At 44.4% G+C, this 17056-nt stretch carries 18 protein-coding genes and 1 pseudogene; all 19 read left to right on the top strand.

Translation table 11 applies throughout. The features are described from left to right. Window positions 1–92, top strand: a pseudogene (locus C8R14_RS10600) (cytochrome C554); the annotation flags it as partial. A 2-nt stretch (window positions 93–94) separates the two neighbouring features. Then, window positions 95–799 carry a NapC/NirT family cytochrome c gene (locus C8R14_RS10605; protein ID WP_011634830.1) on the top strand — a complete coding sequence of 235 codons (705 nt, stop codon included), beginning with the start codon at window positions 95–97 and terminating at the stop codon, window positions 797–799. Window positions 800–1091: 292 nt separating this feature from the next. Then, window positions 1092–2423, top strand: coding sequence for a tRNA (N6-isopentenyl adenosine(37)-C2)-methylthiotransferase MiaB (gene miaB, locus C8R14_RS10610; protein ID WP_011634829.1), 1332 nt, complete (start codon window positions 1092–1094; stop codon window positions 2421–2423). Window positions 2424–2484: 61 nt separating this feature from the next. Further along, entirely contained in the window at window positions 2485–3495 is a 1011-nt protein-coding gene (locus C8R14_RS10615) for a PhoH family protein (protein WP_011634828.1), read from the top strand. Beyond that, a complete protein-coding gene (gene ybeY, locus C8R14_RS10620) occupies window positions 3470–3949 on the top strand; it encodes an rRNA maturation RNase YbeY (protein ID WP_049753119.1) in 480 nt (159 codons plus the stop codon). Before C8R14_RS10615 ends, ybeY begins: the two co-directional genes overlap by 26 nt. A gap of 53 nt (window positions 3950–4002) precedes the next feature. Next, on the top strand, window positions 4003–4854 hold the full coding sequence (locus tag C8R14_RS10625; RefSeq protein ID WP_011634826.1) for a CorC family transporter: 852 nt from the start codon (window positions 4003–4005) through the stop codon (window positions 4852–4854). A 197-nt stretch (window positions 4855–5051) separates the two neighbouring features. After that, the gene (gene rpoE, locus C8R14_RS10630) at window positions 5052–5654 is read left to right on the top strand and encodes an RNA polymerase sigma factor RpoE (protein ID WP_011634825.1); all 603 of its coding nucleotides are present in this window, start codon (window positions 5052–5054) and stop codon (window positions 5652–5654) included. Between the two features lie 13 nt (window positions 5655–5667). Beyond that, entirely contained in the window at window positions 5668–6243 is a 576-nt protein-coding gene (locus C8R14_RS10635; protein WP_011634824.1) for a sigma-E factor negative regulatory protein, read from the top strand. A gap of 290 nt (window positions 6244–6533) precedes the next feature. Then, on the top strand, window positions 6534–7892 hold the full coding sequence (locus tag C8R14_RS10640) for a DegQ family serine endoprotease (protein ID WP_049753160.1): 1359 nt from the start codon (window positions 6534–6536) through the stop codon (window positions 7890–7892). After that, window positions 7885–8142: a glutaredoxin family protein gene (locus tag C8R14_RS10645; RefSeq protein WP_011634822.1), complete on the top strand. Its 258-nt coding sequence runs from the start codon at window positions 7885–7887 to the stop codon at window positions 8140–8142. The genes C8R14_RS10640 and C8R14_RS10645 overlap by 8 nt, the downstream gene beginning before the upstream one ends. A 301-nt stretch (window positions 8143–8443) precedes the next feature. Further along, a complete protein-coding gene (gene lepA, locus C8R14_RS10650) occupies window positions 8444–10240 on the top strand; it encodes a translation elongation factor 4 (RefSeq protein ID WP_011634821.1) in 1797 nt (598 codons plus the stop codon). A 71-nt stretch (window positions 10241–10311) separates the two neighbouring features. Beyond that, on the top strand, window positions 10312–11115 hold the full coding sequence (gene lepB, locus C8R14_RS10655) for a signal peptidase I (protein WP_011634820.1): 804 nt from the start codon (window positions 10312–10314) through the stop codon (window positions 11113–11115). A gap of 35 nt (window positions 11116–11150) precedes the next feature. Continuing rightward, entirely contained in the window at window positions 11151–11534 is a 384-nt protein-coding gene (locus C8R14_RS10660) for a DUF4845 domain-containing protein (RefSeq protein ID WP_011634819.1), read from the top strand. Next, the gene (gene rnc / locus C8R14_RS10665) at window positions 11531–12268 is read left to right on the top strand and encodes a ribonuclease III (RefSeq protein WP_110332615.1); all 738 of its coding nucleotides are present in this window, start codon (window positions 11531–11533) and stop codon (window positions 12266–12268) included. Before C8R14_RS10660 ends, rnc begins: the two co-directional genes overlap by 4 nt. Window positions 12269–12345: 77 nt before the next feature. After that, complete coding sequence (era, locus tag C8R14_RS10670; RefSeq protein ID WP_011634817.1) at window positions 12346–13236, top strand: GTPase Era; 891 nt, start codon at window positions 12346–12348, stop codon at window positions 13234–13236. A gap of 117 nt (window positions 13237–13353) precedes the next feature. Further along, on the top strand, window positions 13354–14079 hold the full coding sequence (gene pdxJ / locus C8R14_RS10675) for a pyridoxine 5'-phosphate synthase (RefSeq protein WP_011634816.1): 726 nt from the start codon (window positions 13354–13356) through the stop codon (window positions 14077–14079). Further along, complete coding sequence (acpS, locus tag C8R14_RS10680) at window positions 14076–14453, top strand: holo-ACP synthase (RefSeq protein WP_011634815.1); 378 nt, start codon at window positions 14076–14078, stop codon at window positions 14451–14453. Before pdxJ ends, acpS begins: the two co-directional genes overlap by 4 nt. 2 nt (window positions 14454–14455) lie before the next feature. Further along, the gene (gene nagZ / locus C8R14_RS10685) at window positions 14456–15502 is read left to right on the top strand and encodes a beta-N-acetylhexosaminidase (RefSeq protein WP_011634814.1); all 1047 of its coding nucleotides are present in this window, start codon (window positions 14456–14458) and stop codon (window positions 15500–15502) included. 73 nt (window positions 15503–15575) lie between these two features. Beyond that, complete coding sequence (gene lpdA / locus C8R14_RS10690) at window positions 15576–17036, top strand: dihydrolipoyl dehydrogenase (protein WP_011634813.1); 1461 nt, start codon at window positions 15576–15578, stop codon at window positions 17034–17036. Window positions 17037–17056 lie beyond the last annotated feature (20 nt).

Genomic DNA, 17056 nt, shown 5'->3' on the forward strand with positions numbered 1-17056 from the left:
ACAAACTGGATGGCGTATTTGACGGAGAGCCTAAATTCAAGTTCCATGACGAATTCCAGGCCAACGCTAAAACTGCCAAAAAAGGAAAATAGAGATGACTAGACTGCAAAAAGGATCAATTGGTACTTTACTGACAGGAGCTCTGCTGGGAATAGCATTGGTGGCTGTGGTTTTTGGTGGGGAAGCTGCGTTATCGACCGAAGAGTTTTGTACCAGCTGTCATTCCATGTCATACCCACAGAGTGAATTAAAAGAATCCACCCACTATGGTGCATTGGGGATTAATCCGACTTGTAAAGACTGCCATATTCCACAAGGGATAGAAAATTTCCACCTGGCAGTAGCAACTCACGTGGTTGATGGTGCCAGAGAACTTTGGTTGGAGATGGTCAATGACTACTCCACCCTGGAGAAGTTCAACGAAAGAAGATTGGAAATGGCACATGATGCCCGGATGAACCTCAAGAAATGGGACAGCATTACCTGCCGTACCTGTCATGTAAAACCAGCTCCTCCGGGAGAAAGCGCTCAGGCGGAACATAAGAAAATGGAAACGGAAGGAGCAACCTGCATAGACTGTCATCAGAATCTGGTGCATGAAGAAGCGCCGATGACAGATTTGAATGCAAGTCTTGCTGCAGGCAAGCTGGTATTAAAGTCGGAAGAGGGTGACGATGACGTTGATGACGTTGATGACGAGGATGAAGAAGTCGAGGTGGAAGTTGAAGAAACTGAAACAGCTGACGACAGCGACTCCGCTTCCTCCAGCAACCATGATGACGATAGTGATGATGAGTAAATTTTGATTGGCTGGTTTACGTTAGATTAAGGTGTATAGAGCCGCAAGTCACATTCTCCCTGGAGCTGAATCAGGATCAGGATACGAGATGTGGCTTGCGGCATTGCTTTAGTTGCTTTGGTTTTCTGTTAAATAAAGATATACAGGTTTGTTGACTTGTTAATCTCTGCGGGCTCAATTTTCAGCTCCTTGGGGCTAGGCTGATTAAGATCATCGGTGGGCTGAGTACCACAGTAATTAATATCTCGTTGCTTGCAGCGAGTGTTTTTTTAGGTTGATGGTAAGGAATATAATGAGTAGTAAGCTTTATATCAAAACATTTGGCTGTCAGATGAATGAATACGATTCAGCCAAAATGGCTGATATTCTTTTATCAGAAAAAAATATGGAGCTGACTGAAGTACCTGAAGAAGCTGATTTAATTCTATTTAATACTTGCTCAGTTCGTGAAAAGGCGCAGGAAAAAGTTTTTCATGATCTGGGGCGCGTGCGGCATCTTAAAAATAGCAAGCCTGATTTGTTGATTGGTGTTGGTGGATGTGTGGCCAGCCAGGAAGGTTCAGAGATAGTCAGGCGTGCTCCATTTGTAGATTTGGTATTTGGCCCGCAAACATTACACAGATTACCCGAGTTGATTGATGCTCGCAGGCGTACAGGCCAGTCACAGGTTGACATTACTTTTCCAGAAATAGAAAAATTTGATCGTTTGCCACCTGCTCGTACAACAGGAGCAACTGCTTTTGTATCAATTATGGAAGGATGCAGTAAATACTGTAGCTTTTGTGTTGTTCCTTATACCCGGGGAGAGGAGGTTTCCAGGCCATTGGATGATGTTCTGACCGAAGTGGCTGGGCTTGTGATTCAAGGGGTCAAGGAAGTTACTCTGCTCGGACAAAATGTGAATGCTTATTACGATAAGACAAGCGGAGAAGGAGATATAGATTTTGCTACGCTACTGGATTATATCCATGAAATTCCGGGCTTGGTGCGTATCCGGTATACAACTTCCCATCCGAGAGAATTTACAGCCCGATTGATTGAAACGTATCAGCGATTACCGAAGCTGGTTGGTCATGTGCACTTGCCCATACAATCCGGATCAGACAGGATTCTGGCTGCGATGAAACGAGGTTATACTATAATTGAGTATAAATCCATCATCCGTAAATTACGTACGATTCGTCCAAATATATCAATATCATCAGATTTTATTGTCGGATTTCCGGGAGAAACGGATACTGATTTTGAAGAGACGATGAAACTGATTGATGATGTGAAATTTGATGAATCTTTTAGTTTTATTTATAGCCCGCGTCCTGGAACACCTGCCTCAGATTTACCGGATGACACGCCTTATCGGATAAAGCTGGCCAGACTGCATCAGTTGCAGGAAAAAATACAGCGTAATGCACAAATGATCAGTCAGAGTATGGTTGATACTATCCAGCGTGTTTTGGTAGAGGGCCCATCAAAAAAAGATCCAAATGAATTTTGTGGAAGAACGGATAATAATCGGGTAGTCAATTTTGCTGGACACGCTGGTTTGGTGGGAAGCTTTGTTGATATCAAGATAACAGCAGTCTCATCGCATACGTTACGCGGTGAAATTTCTGATATGCAATGAACAATCTTGTTACGGCCGGTTTGTTGCTCAACTTGATTGCAATTAGAGTTTGAACGCTGCGATGACGTTTTCGGTAGAATCGAAACCTGAATCTGTTGAATTGACGTTTTCATCCACAAATAATGAACGCCTGATCAACCTTTGCGGGGTATTAGATGAAAATCTCAAGCAGATTGAATCTGCCTTTGATGTAGTCATCTCACGTAGAGGTGCCCACTTCGTACTTCATGGTCCTATCAGTCAAACTAATCTTGCAGTCCGAGCATTGAAAAAATTCTATGAAGAATCGGATAATCATCTCGGTATTGAGCAGATACAGTTAGGATTAGTTGAAATCAGAAATATTGCCTCTCCGTCTACTATGAATTCAGACAGGGATGCGGAAAAGCTCGACTCGACACCTTTGCAACTCATAACTCGTCGCGGCAATATTCAAGGTCGTACTGTTCGACAGACGGATTATCTTTATCAAATCAGGGAGCACGATGTTACTTTTGGCATTGGGCCAGCGGGCACGGGGAAGACCTACCTTGCTGTTGCCTGTGCGGTAGATGCATTGGAGCGCGAGCTGGTTGGTCGAATTATTCTGGTGCGCCCAGCCGTAGAGGCAGGGGAAAGATTGGGGTTTTTGCCAGGAGATATGGTGCAGAAGGTGGACCCCTATTTACGGCCGCTTTATGACGCTTTGTATGACTTGATGGGGTTTGAGAAAGTCAATAGATATTTCGAAAAAAGCACTATTGAAATTGCGCCACTAGCTTTCATGCGTGGCCGCACTCTCAATCAATCATTCATTATTTTGGACGAGGCGCAAAACACAACTCCTGAACAGATGAAAATGTTTTTGACGCGTATCGGTTTTGGCTCCAAAGCGGTAGTTACGGGAGATATAACGCAAATAGATTTGCCGAAGCATCAGAAGAGTGGTTTGGTTGAAGCTGGGCAAGTATTAAAAAGAGTAAGTGGAATAGCGTTTACACATTTTAAAACTGACGATGTAGTTCGGCATCCACTGGTTCAACGTATAGTGGATGCCTACGAAAAATATGCCTCTGATAAAGAACCCCAATAAATTTTCTGGTTGTGGGAAGACGTTTAAATTGACGGTGCAGTTTGCGGCAGATAAAACTAATATTCCGGGCAGGCAACTGTTTCGTAAATGGGTCGGGGCTGCGTTAAATAAGCCGGCTGAAATTGTTATTCGTATCGTTGGTATGCAGGAAGGTGAAGTGCTTAATCGCAAGTTTCGTGGCAAGGACTCTGCAACTAACGTATTGACGTTTGTGTATAGTGATGATGTTCCACTTCTCGGTGATATCGTGCTGTGCGCTCCTGTAATTTCCAGGGAGGCAGAACAACAAAATAAAGATCTGGTAGCACACTATGCGCATCTTATTGTCCATGGCGTTTTACATTTGCAGGGATATGATCATATCAGCGACGAAGATGCCGTTGTTATGGAATCCCTCGAAACAAAGATTATCACCAGGCTCAATTATCCTGACCCTTATGTCATTCAGCAGTGAAATGATATAAACGGACCAGACAAATCTTTTTTATTCCCGATGCTATACATTTCATGAACGAGACCTCCCCCAAAGCTGGTTGGCTTGAGCATATCAGTACATTACTTTCGCGCAAACCGGAAGATCGTGAGCAGTTGATTGCTTTACTGCACTCTGCTTATGAGCGTAACCTGCTTGATGCGGATGCACTGGCTATGATCGAAGGGGTGATGCAAGTTTCGGAAATGCAAGTTCGTGACGTTATGGTTCCTCGTTCGCAAATGGATACGATTGATATTAACGAAAAACCTGAGGAGGTTATTCCATTTGTGATTGAGACTGCCCATTCACGATTTCCTGTTACGGATGGGAGCAAAGACCAGGTTATTGGTGTTTTACTGGCAAAGGATTTATTACGCTATTACTCAAGCAGAGAAGCATTCAACATACAGGATATACTGCGCCCGGTGATATATATACCGGAATCTAAGAGGCTTAATATTCTTCTCAAGGATTTTCGCAGTAATCGTAACCATATTGCTATTGTCGTCGATGAATATGGCGGTGTGGCTGGGCTTGTTACGATTGAGGATGTGTTGGAGCAGATTGTTGGGGATATTGAGGACGAATATGATTTTGACGAGGATGACGCATATATTGTTGCGGATACAGACGGCCATTATCGTGTCAAGGCAATTGCTGAAATATCAAGTTTTAATGAAACTTTGGGCGCATCATTCAGTGATAAGGACTTTGATACGATTGGCGGTCTTGTTATTGGCAAATTTGGCAGGCTTCCTGAGAGCGGAGAATCAATTGTCATAGGAGATTTCAGTTTTACCGTTATGAGAGCGGATAGTCGTCGTTTGCATCTGTTAAAAGTGGAACGTATTAAACCCGAGCTGACTGATATTGCAGATTCATAAGACTAATTCAGCTTTTATAGTAAATATGGTTGAATTTATGCCAAATGATTATTTTGGATCAGGCCAAAGAAGAAATAACCTCAGCTATATAATAACTTCAAAAATTTATTGAAAGTCAAAAATAAAACCGGAACAGAAGGTTACAAATTGATAAATAGAGTTGATTTGCATTTTTCTTATCCCGGCAGCCAAGAAAAATGAGTGATCGTGAAATCGATCAACAGTTGGTAGAACGGGTACAGCAGGGCGATAAACGTGCTTTTGATCTGCTGGTTATTAAATATCAGGGACGGCTCGCGCGCTTGTTATCTCGGTTTATTCGAGATCCGGCTGAAGTGGAAGATATTGCCCAGGAAACCTTTATTAAGGCCTATCGGGCATTAGCTTCGTTTCGCGGTGATAGTGCCTTTTATACCTGGTTGTATCGAATTGGAGTTAATACAGCCAAGAATTTTCTGGTAGCACAAGGCCGTAAACAGCCCGTAACCATTACTGGATTTGATGCTGAAGATGCGGAAAATTTTGAAGGAGCTGATCAGCTTCGGGAGGTGAATACGCCTGAAAGTGAACTTATGGGAAAACAGGTTGCCCAAACTGTGAATCAGGCACTAGAAGCTTTACCCGAAGAATTACGAACTGCGATAACTCTCAGGGAAATTGAGGGATTAAGCTACGAAGAGATTGCCGATATTATGAATTGTCCAATTGGTACAGTGCGGTCCAGAATATTCAGGGCACGTGAGGCGGTGGCTGACAAACTGCGTCCTTTGTTAGGCACTGACAAGAGTAAAAGATGGTAATAAGAGGTGAAATGTGAGAAAGAAAGTATCTGAATTAATGGATGGTGAGCTTGAGGATACGGATGCAGTTACGATCATTAATGTTGTAAAAAGTGACAGTAGTCTGTTTTCTGACTGGGAGGTTTATCATATAATTAGGGATTCATTACACCAATCCGTTATTAGTATAGATCTTTCAGAAAAGATCAGAAATAAACTAATTGATGAACCGCTGTTATTGGTGCCTTATTCACACAAAACTCACCAGAATCGTAAACAAAAGCTACTGGGATTTTCGGTTGCTGCTTCGATTACAGTGTTGTCAGCCGGATGGTTGATATTTCAGTCTATAGAGCAGCATGAAACAGCACTTAAAGAAGTTTATGTGACTGAGAAAATAAATGACAAGGCTACGCCTGCCAACGAGCAGCGCTCGTTGGTTACTTTTCAGCCCGCTCCCTCGTATTCATTTCCTTCTGTTTCTACAAACAGTAATTATCCTCTGATCTACAGGGGAGTAACATACGAGAGTGCTGCCCGTTATCCGTCTGTCGGGGTATCTCCAGCTGTTGGACCAATCCGGACAGAGCCTCTCGCGCCTGCCGAGTAACGTGAATCATGAGTTCATGAAGTATATTGTTGTAATAATGCAGGTGCCGTGTTCTGTCATTGTTATAAACAGAAAGAGCTTGTGGGGAATTGATATGACGATATTTTGGCTACGGTAATGTGGACTTACTTCTGTAAGCGCCAATAATTCTTAATTATGATTATATATTTATCATCATGATCTCTCAAAGTAACCCCTACCCAAACGCAGGATTAATATTGATCGTGGCTACGATTAAAAATACATGGCAGAAGATAGCATTTATAATTTTCCTGTGTTGGTCCGCATTTATGCTGCCTGTTTCATTGCAGGCAAAAGATTTGCCGGACTTTACTGATCTGGTAGAAAAGCACGGACAGGCGGTTGTCAATATCAGTACAGTTCAGACTCAGCAAGTAGGGGTTGGTCAGTTTTTGCCAGAAATTCCTAATATTCCGGAAGATTCTCCTTTCTATGAATTTTTTCGCAGACATATCCAACCTTTCTCAGGCCCGAGAAAATATGAATCTCGTTCACTTGGTTCAGGTTTTATTATCAGTAAAGATGGGTATATCCTGACCAATGCACATGTGGTTGAGGCGGCCAATGAAATTACCGTCCGATTGACAGATAAGCGTGAATTCAGCGCAAAAGTAATTGGAGCTGATCAAAAAACAGATATTGCATTGCTTAAAATAGATGCAAATGATCTACCGGTAGTGACCCAAGGTAGCCCTGAGCAACTCAAGGTTGGAGAATGGGTAGTTGCCATTGGCGCTCCCTTTGGCTTCGAGAACACGGTTACAGCGGGAATTGTGAGTGCAAAAGGACGTTCGCTTGCCCAGGAAAACTATGTTCCTTTTATACAAACTGATGTGGCGATTAATCCGGGTAATTCAGGTGGACCGCTGTTTAATATGAAGGGTGAGGTTGTGGGTATCAACTCCCAGATTTACAGCAGAACGGGTGGGTTTATGGGTCTTTCTTTTGCCATTCCGATTGATGTCGCGATGGATATTGCCGATCAACTCAAGACCTATGGCAAGATCTCACGCGGAAAGATTGGTGTCATGATACAGGAAATGACAGACGAGTTGGCCGAGTCTTTCAGTCTGGACAAGTCACGCGGTGCACTAGTGGTTTCAGTAGAAAAAGGCGGGCCGGCTGACAAAGCTGGCATAAAGATAAGAGACGTTATTCTGAAATTTGATGGTAAAGATATCGAGGCTTCAAGTGATTTGCCACGCATTGTTGGGAACACGAAACCTGGCTCCAAGGTGCCTGTTGAAATATGGCGTAGTGGTTCGGTCAAAAAAATGACTATTTCAGTAGGAGAAATGCCTGCAGATGGCAATATTGTTAATCAAAAACAAAGCAAATCAGGAGATGCAACCAGTCGGCTTGGTCTTGTTCTAAGGGAGCTTTCTGCTAACCAGAAAAATCAGCTTGGTATAGAGAATGGCTTGCTGGTTGATGAAGTTTATGACGGAATAGCCAGTAGCTCGGGTATTCGTCCCGGAGATATTATCTTGGGATTTAATAATCAAGATATAAAATCCATCAGACAGTTCAATAAGTTGCTGAATGATGCTCCCAAAGGTCGGAATATTGCGCTGCTAATAAGAAGAGGGGATGTTGCGACTTTCATTACCATAAAAATAGATGAATAATCGGGCAGAGCTCAGAAAATTAATTGTATATGGGAGAGAAGGCTGTCATCTCTGCGAGGATATGATTGCTTCCCTCGGTGATCTGCAAAAGGAATTTCGATTTGAGTTTGTAGTGATCAATATTGATAAAGATGAGAATTTGACCCGATTATATAATGAGCGTGTTCCGGTTCTGTTTGCTGTAAAAGAAAAAAAAGAGCTATGTCACTATTTTCTTGATTTAGAGGCGTTTAACGCTTACCTTGCCTGAATTCTAACTTTTTGCTGATTTGATTTGCTCGAGCAGATTAAATTATCTTCTCTACAAAAGATCCGTTCTCATTTCTTCTTGTTATTGTTCCAGCATAGAGATAATGCGGGAGCTGAGTAAATTACTACTCATCTGATTTATTTAGCGAGTTCTCGCGTTGTCTTCATGATTGTCAAGTATACGGAATCGCTTTATCTGTTCTGGCTGCTCCGGGAAATCTATCTTCCTTCTGCTGATTTGTATACAATCGCTTCTTTTATCCATGGCTTTCGTCAATTCTCCTGCCAATCGGTGATTTTTTTTGATACAGCACATTCGTAATTTTTCTATTATTGCACATATTGATCATGGCAAATCCACGCTTGCTGATCGCATTATTCAGTTTTGCGGAGGTCTTTCTGATCGGGAAATGGAAGCTCAGGTACTCGATTCGATGGATCTGGAACGCGAACGCGGCATTACGATAAAGGCACAGACCGCTGCCTTGTATTACCAGGCCAAGGATGGTGTAAATTATTTGCTGAATTTGATCGATACGCCAGGACACGTTGACTTTTCCTACGAAGTATCCCGCTCACTATCTGCTTGTGAAGGTGCTCTGCTGGTTGTCGATGCTTCTCAAGGTGTCGAAGCGCAGACTGTTGCAAACTGTTATACCGCAATTGAACAAGGCGTCGAAGTTATTCCGGTGCTAAACAAGATCGATTTACCTGCTGCTGATCCTGATAGAGTGATTGCTGAAATAGAAGACATTATCGGAATTGAAGCCAGGAGTGCTCTACACATTAGTGCTAAAACTGGTGAAGGGATAAGTGAAGTCCTGGAAATGATCGTGGCCCGGATTCCACCTCCGGAAGGGGAGATCGATGCGCCGCTCAGGGCGCTAATAATAGATTCCTGGTTTGACAGTTATGTGGGCGTTGTGATGCTGGTTCGAGTGATGGATGGCATATTGAAACCAGGTAGCAAGCTCCTGCTAATGTCCAATAAGGCAAATTATTTGTGTGAGGAAGTGGGTGTTTTTCAGCCGAAGGCGGTTAACCGTGAATCTCTGAGTGCCGGAGAGGTTGGTTTCATAATTTCTGGAATTAAGGATTTAAAGTCTGCCAAAGTGGGAGATACGGTAACGCTGGTTGATCATCCTGCCAGTGAGCCTCTGGATGGATTCAAGGAAATAAAACCACAGGTTTTTGCTGGACTGTATCCGGTCGAATCCAATCAATATGACGCATTGCGTGCAGCATTGGAGAAGCTGCGGTTGAACGATGCTTCTTTACACTTTGAGCCGGAAACTTCTCAGGCACTGGGTTTCGGCTTTCGTTGCGGATTTCTCGGTTTATTGCATCTGGATATTGTTCAGGAACGACTGGAGCGGGAATATGATATGGATCTTATTACCACTGCGCCGACAGTGGTTTATCAGGTTGTCCTGCATGATGGTAAGATTGTGGAGATCGAAAATCCTTCCAGACTACCAGAACTGTCCAGCATAGAAGAAATCAGGGAGCCTGTTATTACTGCAACTATCCTGGTTCCCGAGGAATATGTTGGCGCGGTGATAACATTGTGTACCGGTAAACGCGGAGTTCAGGAAAATATGCAATATATGGGCAGGCAGGTCATGCTTGTTTATGAGCTGCCTCTAAATGAGGTGGTAATGGATTTCTTTGATAAATTGAAATCTGTGAGCCGTGGTTATGCTTCGCTTGATTACGAATTCAAGGAATTCAGAGTGGCTGATCTGGTTAAGCTCGACATACTGATCAATAATGAACGGGTAGATGCCTTGTCCCTGATTGTACACCGTGCCAGCAGTCAACAACGTGGACGGGAGCTGGCACAAAAAATGCGTGAACTTATTCCGCGACAAATGTTTGATATTGCGGTACAGGCAGCAATAGGTGCCCATATTGTGGCGCGTGAAAATGTCAAGGCATTACGTAAAAATGTACTGGCGAAGTGCTACGGTGGGGATATTACGCGAAAACGCAAGCTGCTGGAAAAGCAGAAAGCGGGGAAAAAGCGTATGAAACGGGTCGGTAATGTTGAAATTCCACAAGCAGCGTTTCTTGCTATCCTTCAGGTGGATGGTAAGTAAACAATACCGATAAATGACGTGTTTAATATGTTTATCAGTATATCTTTAGATCAGATAAGTACCGGGATACTATGAATTTTCCTTTGGTGTTGCTTGCTTTATTGGTGGTTACAGGTGGAATTTGGCTGCTTGATTATTTAATACTGCGACACCAGCGTACTCCTGATAATGTCGAGCCATGGTGGATTGAGTACCCTAAAAGTTTTTTCCCCATTATTTTGGTTGTATTTTGTTTGAGATCGTTTCTGGTAGAGCCTTTTAAAATACCTTCCGGTTCCATGATACCGACCTTACTGGTGGGGGATTTTATATTGGTCAACAAGTACACCTACGGGATCAGATTGCCTGTAGCAAACCTGAAAATTATCAATATGAATGAGCCCAAACGAGGCGAAGTCATGGTATTCCGCTTTCCAGAAGATCCATCTATTGACTACATCAAGCGGGTGATTGGTATACCTGGGGATACGGTCACTTACCGAAACAAACATCTAAGTATCAATAATGTTCCCATTCAATTGGAACCAGCTGGCGACTACAAGTATATTGAATCCGGGTTAGCATATATTTATACACAGCGGTTTAAGGAGAGCATGGATGGTAACGAGTATAATGTTTTGATTAATCAGGAGATGCCCGATATACAGCTATCCGCTGTCCATCATTTTCCCAACCGGGAAAATTGTACTTTTGACCAAACAGGCTTCTCATGCAAAATCCCAGAAGGTAATTATTTTACTTTAGGTGATAATCGTGATGGCAGCAGTGATAGCCGCTATTGGGGCTTTGTGCCGGAAGATCATATTGTTGGTAAAGCTTTCCTGATCTGGTGGAATTTTAATGATCTGAGCAGAATAGGTACGCTAATCAAGTAATGATTTGAATCTTTAGTATGCCGCAGGAGAAATTTATGTATTCATCATTATATTCCTCGACAAACAGAGGGCAGCAAGGGATAAGTCTGCCCGGGCTACTGACATGGTCAGTGGCAATTGTACTGGCGGCCATTCTGGGGATGAGATTGATCCCCTCTTTCATTGAGTTCGCTGCTGTCAAGCGAGCGCTAGTGACAATTGCCAGTGATTCCAAACTGCGGGATGCGAGTGTTCGTGAAATACGTATGGCTTTTGATAAACGTGCTGCTGTAGATGATATAAAATCCGTAAGCGGGAGTGATATTGTCATCAGAAAGCAGGACGAGCAACTAATCTTGAACATTAGTTACGCAGTTAAAAAGCCTTTATTTGCAAACCTTTCGCTACTGATCGATTTCGATGCAGCCAGTGATCAATGACCAGATCCAAATTTACTTCGCAAGGCATAAAGAGTAAACATGCAAAAAAATTGAAAAAGCAGGATTACACTGTTTTTTCCCAAAAACTGGGTTATACCTTCAAACAACCTGATTTGCTTCAGGAGGCGCTGACCCATCGCAGCCTCGGTTTTCCGAATAATGAACGTCTTGAGTTTCTAGGGGGTAGTGTGCTGAACTGTGCGGTATCAACGCTGCTGTTCAAACGTTTCCTGCTATTGCCAGAAGGAGATCTGACAAGATTACGTGCAAATTTCGTCAACCAAGACGCCTTGCATCAACTTGCATCTGCTCTGGGTATTGGCGAATTGATTTTACTTGGTGATGGCGAGCGCAAGAGTGGCGGGCATCAGCGCCCATCTATTCTGGCAAATGCAATGGAAGCCATTATCGGGGCAATCTACCTTGAAAGTGGATTTGAAAAAGTTGATCAGGTGATTGTGGCACTCTATGATCCTTTGTTAAATCAGCTGGATCCTGATCTTTTTGGTAAAGATCCCAAGACTTTGTTACAAGAATATCTACAAAGTCGGAAAGTAGACTTGCCTGAGTACAGTACGCTATTGACACGTGGTGATGCACATGCACAGGTTTTTCATGTGGAATGCGTCATTCCTGAATTTGCTATTCGCACAAGTGGTGAAGGAACCAGTCGTCGTCGAGCCGAACAGGAAGCTGCACGCCGAGCTTATAAACTTGCCGTAGTAAGACATTAAGCAACCTCGTATCCATCGTAACTCTATACAATTCCTTTGATCAACCTGAGTTCTCTTTATCTAGGCAGAACTTTACTATGAGCGCATCTGGTTACAAAGCAGGCTACATATCTATTGTGGGGCGACCCAATGTTGGTAAATCAACCTTGTTGAATCATCTGATTAAACAAAAGATCAGCATTACTTCCAGAAAAGCGCAAACCACCCGTCATCGGATTCACGGGATATTGACGGATGTACAATCACAATTTATTTTTGTAGATACGCCCGGTTTCCAGATGCGCCATCGTAGCCAGCTCAATCAGGTAATGAACCGGGTTGTTCTGCAAAGTATGCAGGATGTGGATGTCATCTTGTTCGTGCTTGAGGCTGGACGGTTTGGCCGGGAAGATGAGCAGGTTCTTGAGCAATTGCCCAGGAATCTTCCTGTAATTCTGGTGATAAACAAAATTGATTTGTTACCGGATAAACTGCAATTGCTCCCGTTCATGCAAAAAATGGCTGATTTATTCGATTTTGCAGATATTGTCCCGGTAAGTGCATTGCAAAACAGACAATTATCAGATCTGACTGAAGTTATTCGTCACTATTTGCCCGAAAATCCTCCGGTGTTTACGGAAGACGAAATTACAGATCGCAGTGAACGATTTCTGGCAGCAGAATTACTGCGCGAAAAAGTTTTTCGGCAAATTGGTGAGGAGGTACCCTACTCGGTTAGTGTGATCATCGAGCAGTTCGCTGTGGAAGGCAATTTGCGACGTATCCATGCCTGTATTCTGGTGGAGAGAGAAAATCAGAAAGCTATCATTATAGGTAAGCAGGGAAAAAAACTGAAGGATATGGCTACACAGGCACGTAAGGATATGGAGGTGCTGTTTGATGGCAAAGTCTATCTGGAGATATGGGTCAAGGTAAAATCCGGCTGGGCAGATGACGCTATTGCACTGAAGAGTATGGGGTATGAATAGGAATAAAAATTGTCGTGGCAGACTATCTGGCACATACCCCCAACCGGGTTTGTAGATCAGCTGATTTGTAAAAGATTAAAAAAAGCAATTTAAAACGACTGGGAGAACTGAATAATCATGATAGCTCTGGGTGTCAATATTGATCATGTCGCAACGCTACGGCAGGCACGAGGTACGGATTATCCCAGTCCGATCAAGGCAGCTCTGGTTGCCGAGGAATCTGGAGCGGATGCGATTACGCTACATTTGCGTGAAGATCGGCGTCATATCCAGGAAGAGGATGTGATAATTCTGCGAGAACGACTTAAAACCCGAATGAACCTGGAAAGCGCTGTAACAGAAGAGATGATCTCTTTTGCCTGCAGAATCAAACCACATGATATCTGCTTGGTGCCGGAGCGTCGTGAAGAGTTGACCACTGAAGGGGGACTGGATGTGATCCGGCACTTCGATCAGGTAAGTGCCGCGTGCAAGCGCCTCACAGAAGCTGGAATTCGTGTTTCTCTGTTTGTTGATGCACGAGCTGATCAGATTGATGCAGCAATCAGGGTGGGCGCGCCAGTGATTGAGCTACATACCGGCCATTATGCAGATGCTGCAACATCTGAGGCACAACAGGCTGAGCTGGAAACAATCCGCAGTATGGCGGCCTATGCATTTAGCCGGGGATTACAGGTGAATGCTGGACACAGCTTGCATTACCAGAACACCACGCCAATTGCATTTATCCCGGAGATAACCGAATTGAATATCGGCCATGCTATTGTCGCCCGGGCACTGTTTATTGGTTTTGCTCAAGCTGTACGGGAAATGAAAACGTTAATGCAAGAGGCGCGTGCATGATATACGGGATTGGTACCGATCTGGTTGATCCTGCCCGTATTGCGGGGTCGCTGGAGCGTTACGGAGAAAGATTTGCCAGACGCGTGCTGGCAGATTCTGAGTGGTCAGAATATGTGAGGCAGACTCGGCCGGAAGTGTTTCTGGCAAAGCGTTTTGCAGCCAAGGAGGCTTTTTCCAAGGCTGTGGGCACAGGTTTGCGCACCCCTGTTATGTTCGGGAATATTGCCGTTCAGCATGATACGCAGGGGAAACCTTATTTTGAATTTCATCAGGAACTGATCGATTGGATAGGGCAGCGCGGTATTGTTAGTCATCATCTTTCCATTAGTGATGAATTGACACTGGCAAGTGCCTTTGTGGTGCTGGAAAAATAAATATGTTTCTTGGCCCGCTGATGCTCGACATAGCGGGCACAACGTTAACTGAAACGGATCGTGTTCAATTGAGTCATCCGCTTGTTGGTGGCGTTATTCTGTTTGCACGAAATTATGAATCACCAGCACAGCTATCCGAATTAACCGCATCCATTCATGCATTGCGCTCTCCGCCTCTATTGATTGCTGTAGATCAGGAAGGTGGCAGGGTACAGCGTTTCCGTGACGGTTTTACGCGTTTGCCGCCAATGCGTACGCTGGGAGAAATCCAGGACAGGAATCCAGATTTGTCGCTTCATCTGGCTCGGCAGATTGGTTATGTACTGGCTGCAGAGCTCAAGGCTTGTGGGGTTGATGTGAGTTTTACACCTGTGCTCGATCTTGATTGCGAGCAGAGTAGCGTGATTGGTGATCGTGCTTTTTATCGTGAGCCACAAGTTGTTGCTGAACTGGCTCATGCCTTGATGAGCGGTTTGCAGTCGGTGGGAATGGTGGCAGTAGGTAAACATTTCCCTGGTCATGGTGCGATCCAGGCGGATACCCATGTTGAAACTGCTATTGATTCTCGCAATTACACGGATATTGAAAAGAAAGATCTGACCCCTTTCCGCCGGATGATTGATACAGGGCTTTCCGGCATCATGGCTGCGCATGTTATTTATCCAGCCATTGATCCAAACCCGGCAGGTTTTTCCAGCAAGTGGTTGCAGGATATTTTGCGGAACGAGCTGGGATTTAGGGGTTGCATTTTCAGTGATGACCTGTGTATGCAGGCTGCCAGAAATTATGGCAGCATCACTCACCGGGCAGAGCAAGCCTTGCAGGCAGGGTGTAACATGGTATTGATATGTAACGATCCCGATTCAGCAGACGAATTGTTGACATCCCTGCAATGGGAATTTTCTGCTGTCGATACAGCCAGGCTGGAACATATGCGTGGGCAGCAAACAGTTCATTCGATGGCGCAGTTGCATGAAATGGAGCGATTCATTCGGGCGACTGAAGAGATCAGCAGAATCAGTCTGGCTAATATCAGTGTATCCGTGTGAGAATTGCATTTTTAGCGTTCCGGGGTAATTCAGACCGGATTTCTCAACGAGCAATTTTTGTCACTTAATTGATATGAATAATATATTCGATGTAGCAGTTATCGGCGCAGGGCCTGGCGGCTATGTAGCAGCTATCCGCTGTGCGCAGCTCGGGCTAAACACAGTATGTATTGATGACTGGAAGAATGAGCAGGGCAGACCAAGCTTGGGGGGTACCTGTCTTAACGTGGGCTGTATTCCTTCCAAAGCACTGCTTGAGTCTTCCGAGAATTTTGCGCGAGCGGGACATAAATTTGCGGAACACGGCATTAAGCTGGATGGATTATCGATAGATGTTCCAGCCATGATTGCCCGCAAGGACAAGATCGTCAAAGCTTTTACTGGCGGGATTGGCATGCTGTTCAAGAAAAATAAAGTAACTGTCTTGCATGGTCGTGGCGTACTGCAAAAGCGCGATAACGACGATGATAGCTGGGAAATAAGAGTAAAAACTGACGAGAAGGAGCAGTCAGTACGCACCAGGCATGTCATCATTGCGACAGGCTCTGTTCCTCGTTCTCTGACAATAGCGCCAGTTGACGGGGTTAATGTACTTGATAATGCAGGTGCTCTGGCTTTGCAACAAACTCCTGGAAAACTTGCCATTATCGGTGCGGGAGTGATTGGCTTGGAACTTGGAAGTGTCTGGCGCAGGCTGGGAGCAGAAGTAACAATACTGGAAGCCCAAGCTGATTTTCTGTCAGCAGCAGATGAGCAAGTCGCCAAGGAAGCATACAAGGCATTGACGCGTGAAACCGGACTTGTCATTCATACCGGGGTTGAGATTAAATCAACTCAAGCAGGCAAGGATAATGTAAAAATCGAGTATACCGATCGTGACAAGAACGTACAGAGCCTGGAGGTGGACAAACTCATCGTGGCTGTGGGGCGTGTTCCCAATACCGCTAGTTTGGGAGCTAAAGAAACAGGATTACAGCTGGATGAGCGCGGATATATTGGTGTGGATAAATTTTGCCAAACCAGTTTGCAAAATGTATATGCAATTGGAGATGTTGTAAGAGGGCCAATGCTGGCGCATAAGGCTTCTGAAGAAGGAGTTGCTGTTGCGGAGCGGATAGCGTCGAACCAGCAAGGAGCATCTGATTCAACCGCGCATATTGATCTCGGAATGATGCCATGGGTGATTTATACCGCACCGGAGATTGCTTGGGTGGGAAAAACCGAACAGGCGCTGAAGGCAGAAGGTGTTATCTACAAAGTAGGGCAGTTTCCGTTCATGGCTAACGGACGTGCTCGCGCACTGGGGGAAACAACAGGGTTTGTTAAAGTTCTGGCGGATGCAGAAAGCGATCGTATCCTCGGCGTACATATGGTGGGTCCTTATGTATCTGAAATAATTGCCGAAGCTGTGGTTGCCATGGGGTTTTCTGCCAGCAGCGAGGATCTGGCACGTATCGTACATGCTCATCCATCACTTTCCGAATCACTGCATGAAGCTGCATTAGGCGTGGCTAAACGGACCATTCATATCTGATTTGCGAAATATTGATCTGG

The organism is Nitrosomonas eutropha (genome assembly GCF_003201195.1).
Classification (GTDB): domain Bacteria; phylum Pseudomonadota; class Gammaproteobacteria; order Burkholderiales; family Nitrosomonadaceae; genus Nitrosomonas; species Nitrosomonas eutropha.

Coding starts and splice junctions, on each gene's coding strand:
- C8R14_RS10605 (WP_011634830.1), top strand. CDS start 95: ATGACTAGACTGCAAAAAGGATCAATTGGTACTTTACTGACAGGAGCT.
- C8R14_RS10640 (WP_049753160.1), top strand. CDS start 6,534: ATGCTGCCTGTTTCATTGCAGGCAAAAGATTTGCCGGACTTTACTGAT.
- rpoE (WP_011634825.1), top strand. CDS start 5,052: ATGAGTGATCGTGAAATCGATCAACAGTTGGTAGAACGGGTACAGCAG.
- miaB (WP_011634829.1), top strand. CDS start 1,092: ATGAGTAGTAAGCTTTATATCAAAACATTTGGCTGTCAGATGAATGAA.
- ybeY (WP_049753119.1), top strand. CDS start 3,470: ATGCCTCTGATAAAGAACCCCAATAAATTTTCTGGTTGTGGGAAGACG.
- nagZ (WP_011634814.1), top strand. CDS start 14,456: ATGTTTCTTGGCCCGCTGATGCTCGACATAGCGGGCACAACGTTAACT.
- C8R14_RS10645 (WP_011634822.1), top strand. CDS start 7,885: ATGAATAATCGGGCAGAGCTCAGAAAATTAATTGTATATGGGAGAGAA.
- rnc (WP_110332615.1), top strand. CDS start 11,531: ATGACCAGATCCAAATTTACTTCGCAAGGCATAAAGAGTAAACATGCA.
- C8R14_RS10625 (WP_011634826.1), top strand. CDS start 4,003: ATGAACGAGACCTCCCCCAAAGCTGGTTGGCTTGAGCATATCAGTACA.
- lpdA (WP_011634813.1), top strand. CDS start 15,576: ATGAATAATATATTCGATGTAGCAGTTATCGGCGCAGGGCCTGGCGGC.
- C8R14_RS10660 (WP_011634819.1), top strand. CDS start 11,151: ATGTATTCATCATTATATTCCTCGACAAACAGAGGGCAGCAAGGGATA.
- era (WP_011634817.1), top strand. CDS start 12,346: ATGAGCGCATCTGGTTACAAAGCAGGCTACATATCTATTGTGGGGCGA.
- lepB (WP_011634820.1), top strand. CDS start 10,312: ATGAATTTTCCTTTGGTGTTGCTTGCTTTATTGGTGGTTACAGGTGGA.
- C8R14_RS10615 (WP_011634828.1), top strand. CDS start 2,485: ATGACGTTTTCGGTAGAATCGAAACCTGAATCTGTTGAATTGACGTTT.
- acpS (WP_011634815.1), top strand. CDS start 14,076: ATGATATACGGGATTGGTACCGATCTGGTTGATCCTGCCCGTATTGCG.
- pdxJ (WP_011634816.1), top strand. CDS start 13,354: ATGATAGCTCTGGGTGTCAATATTGATCATGTCGCAACGCTACGGCAG.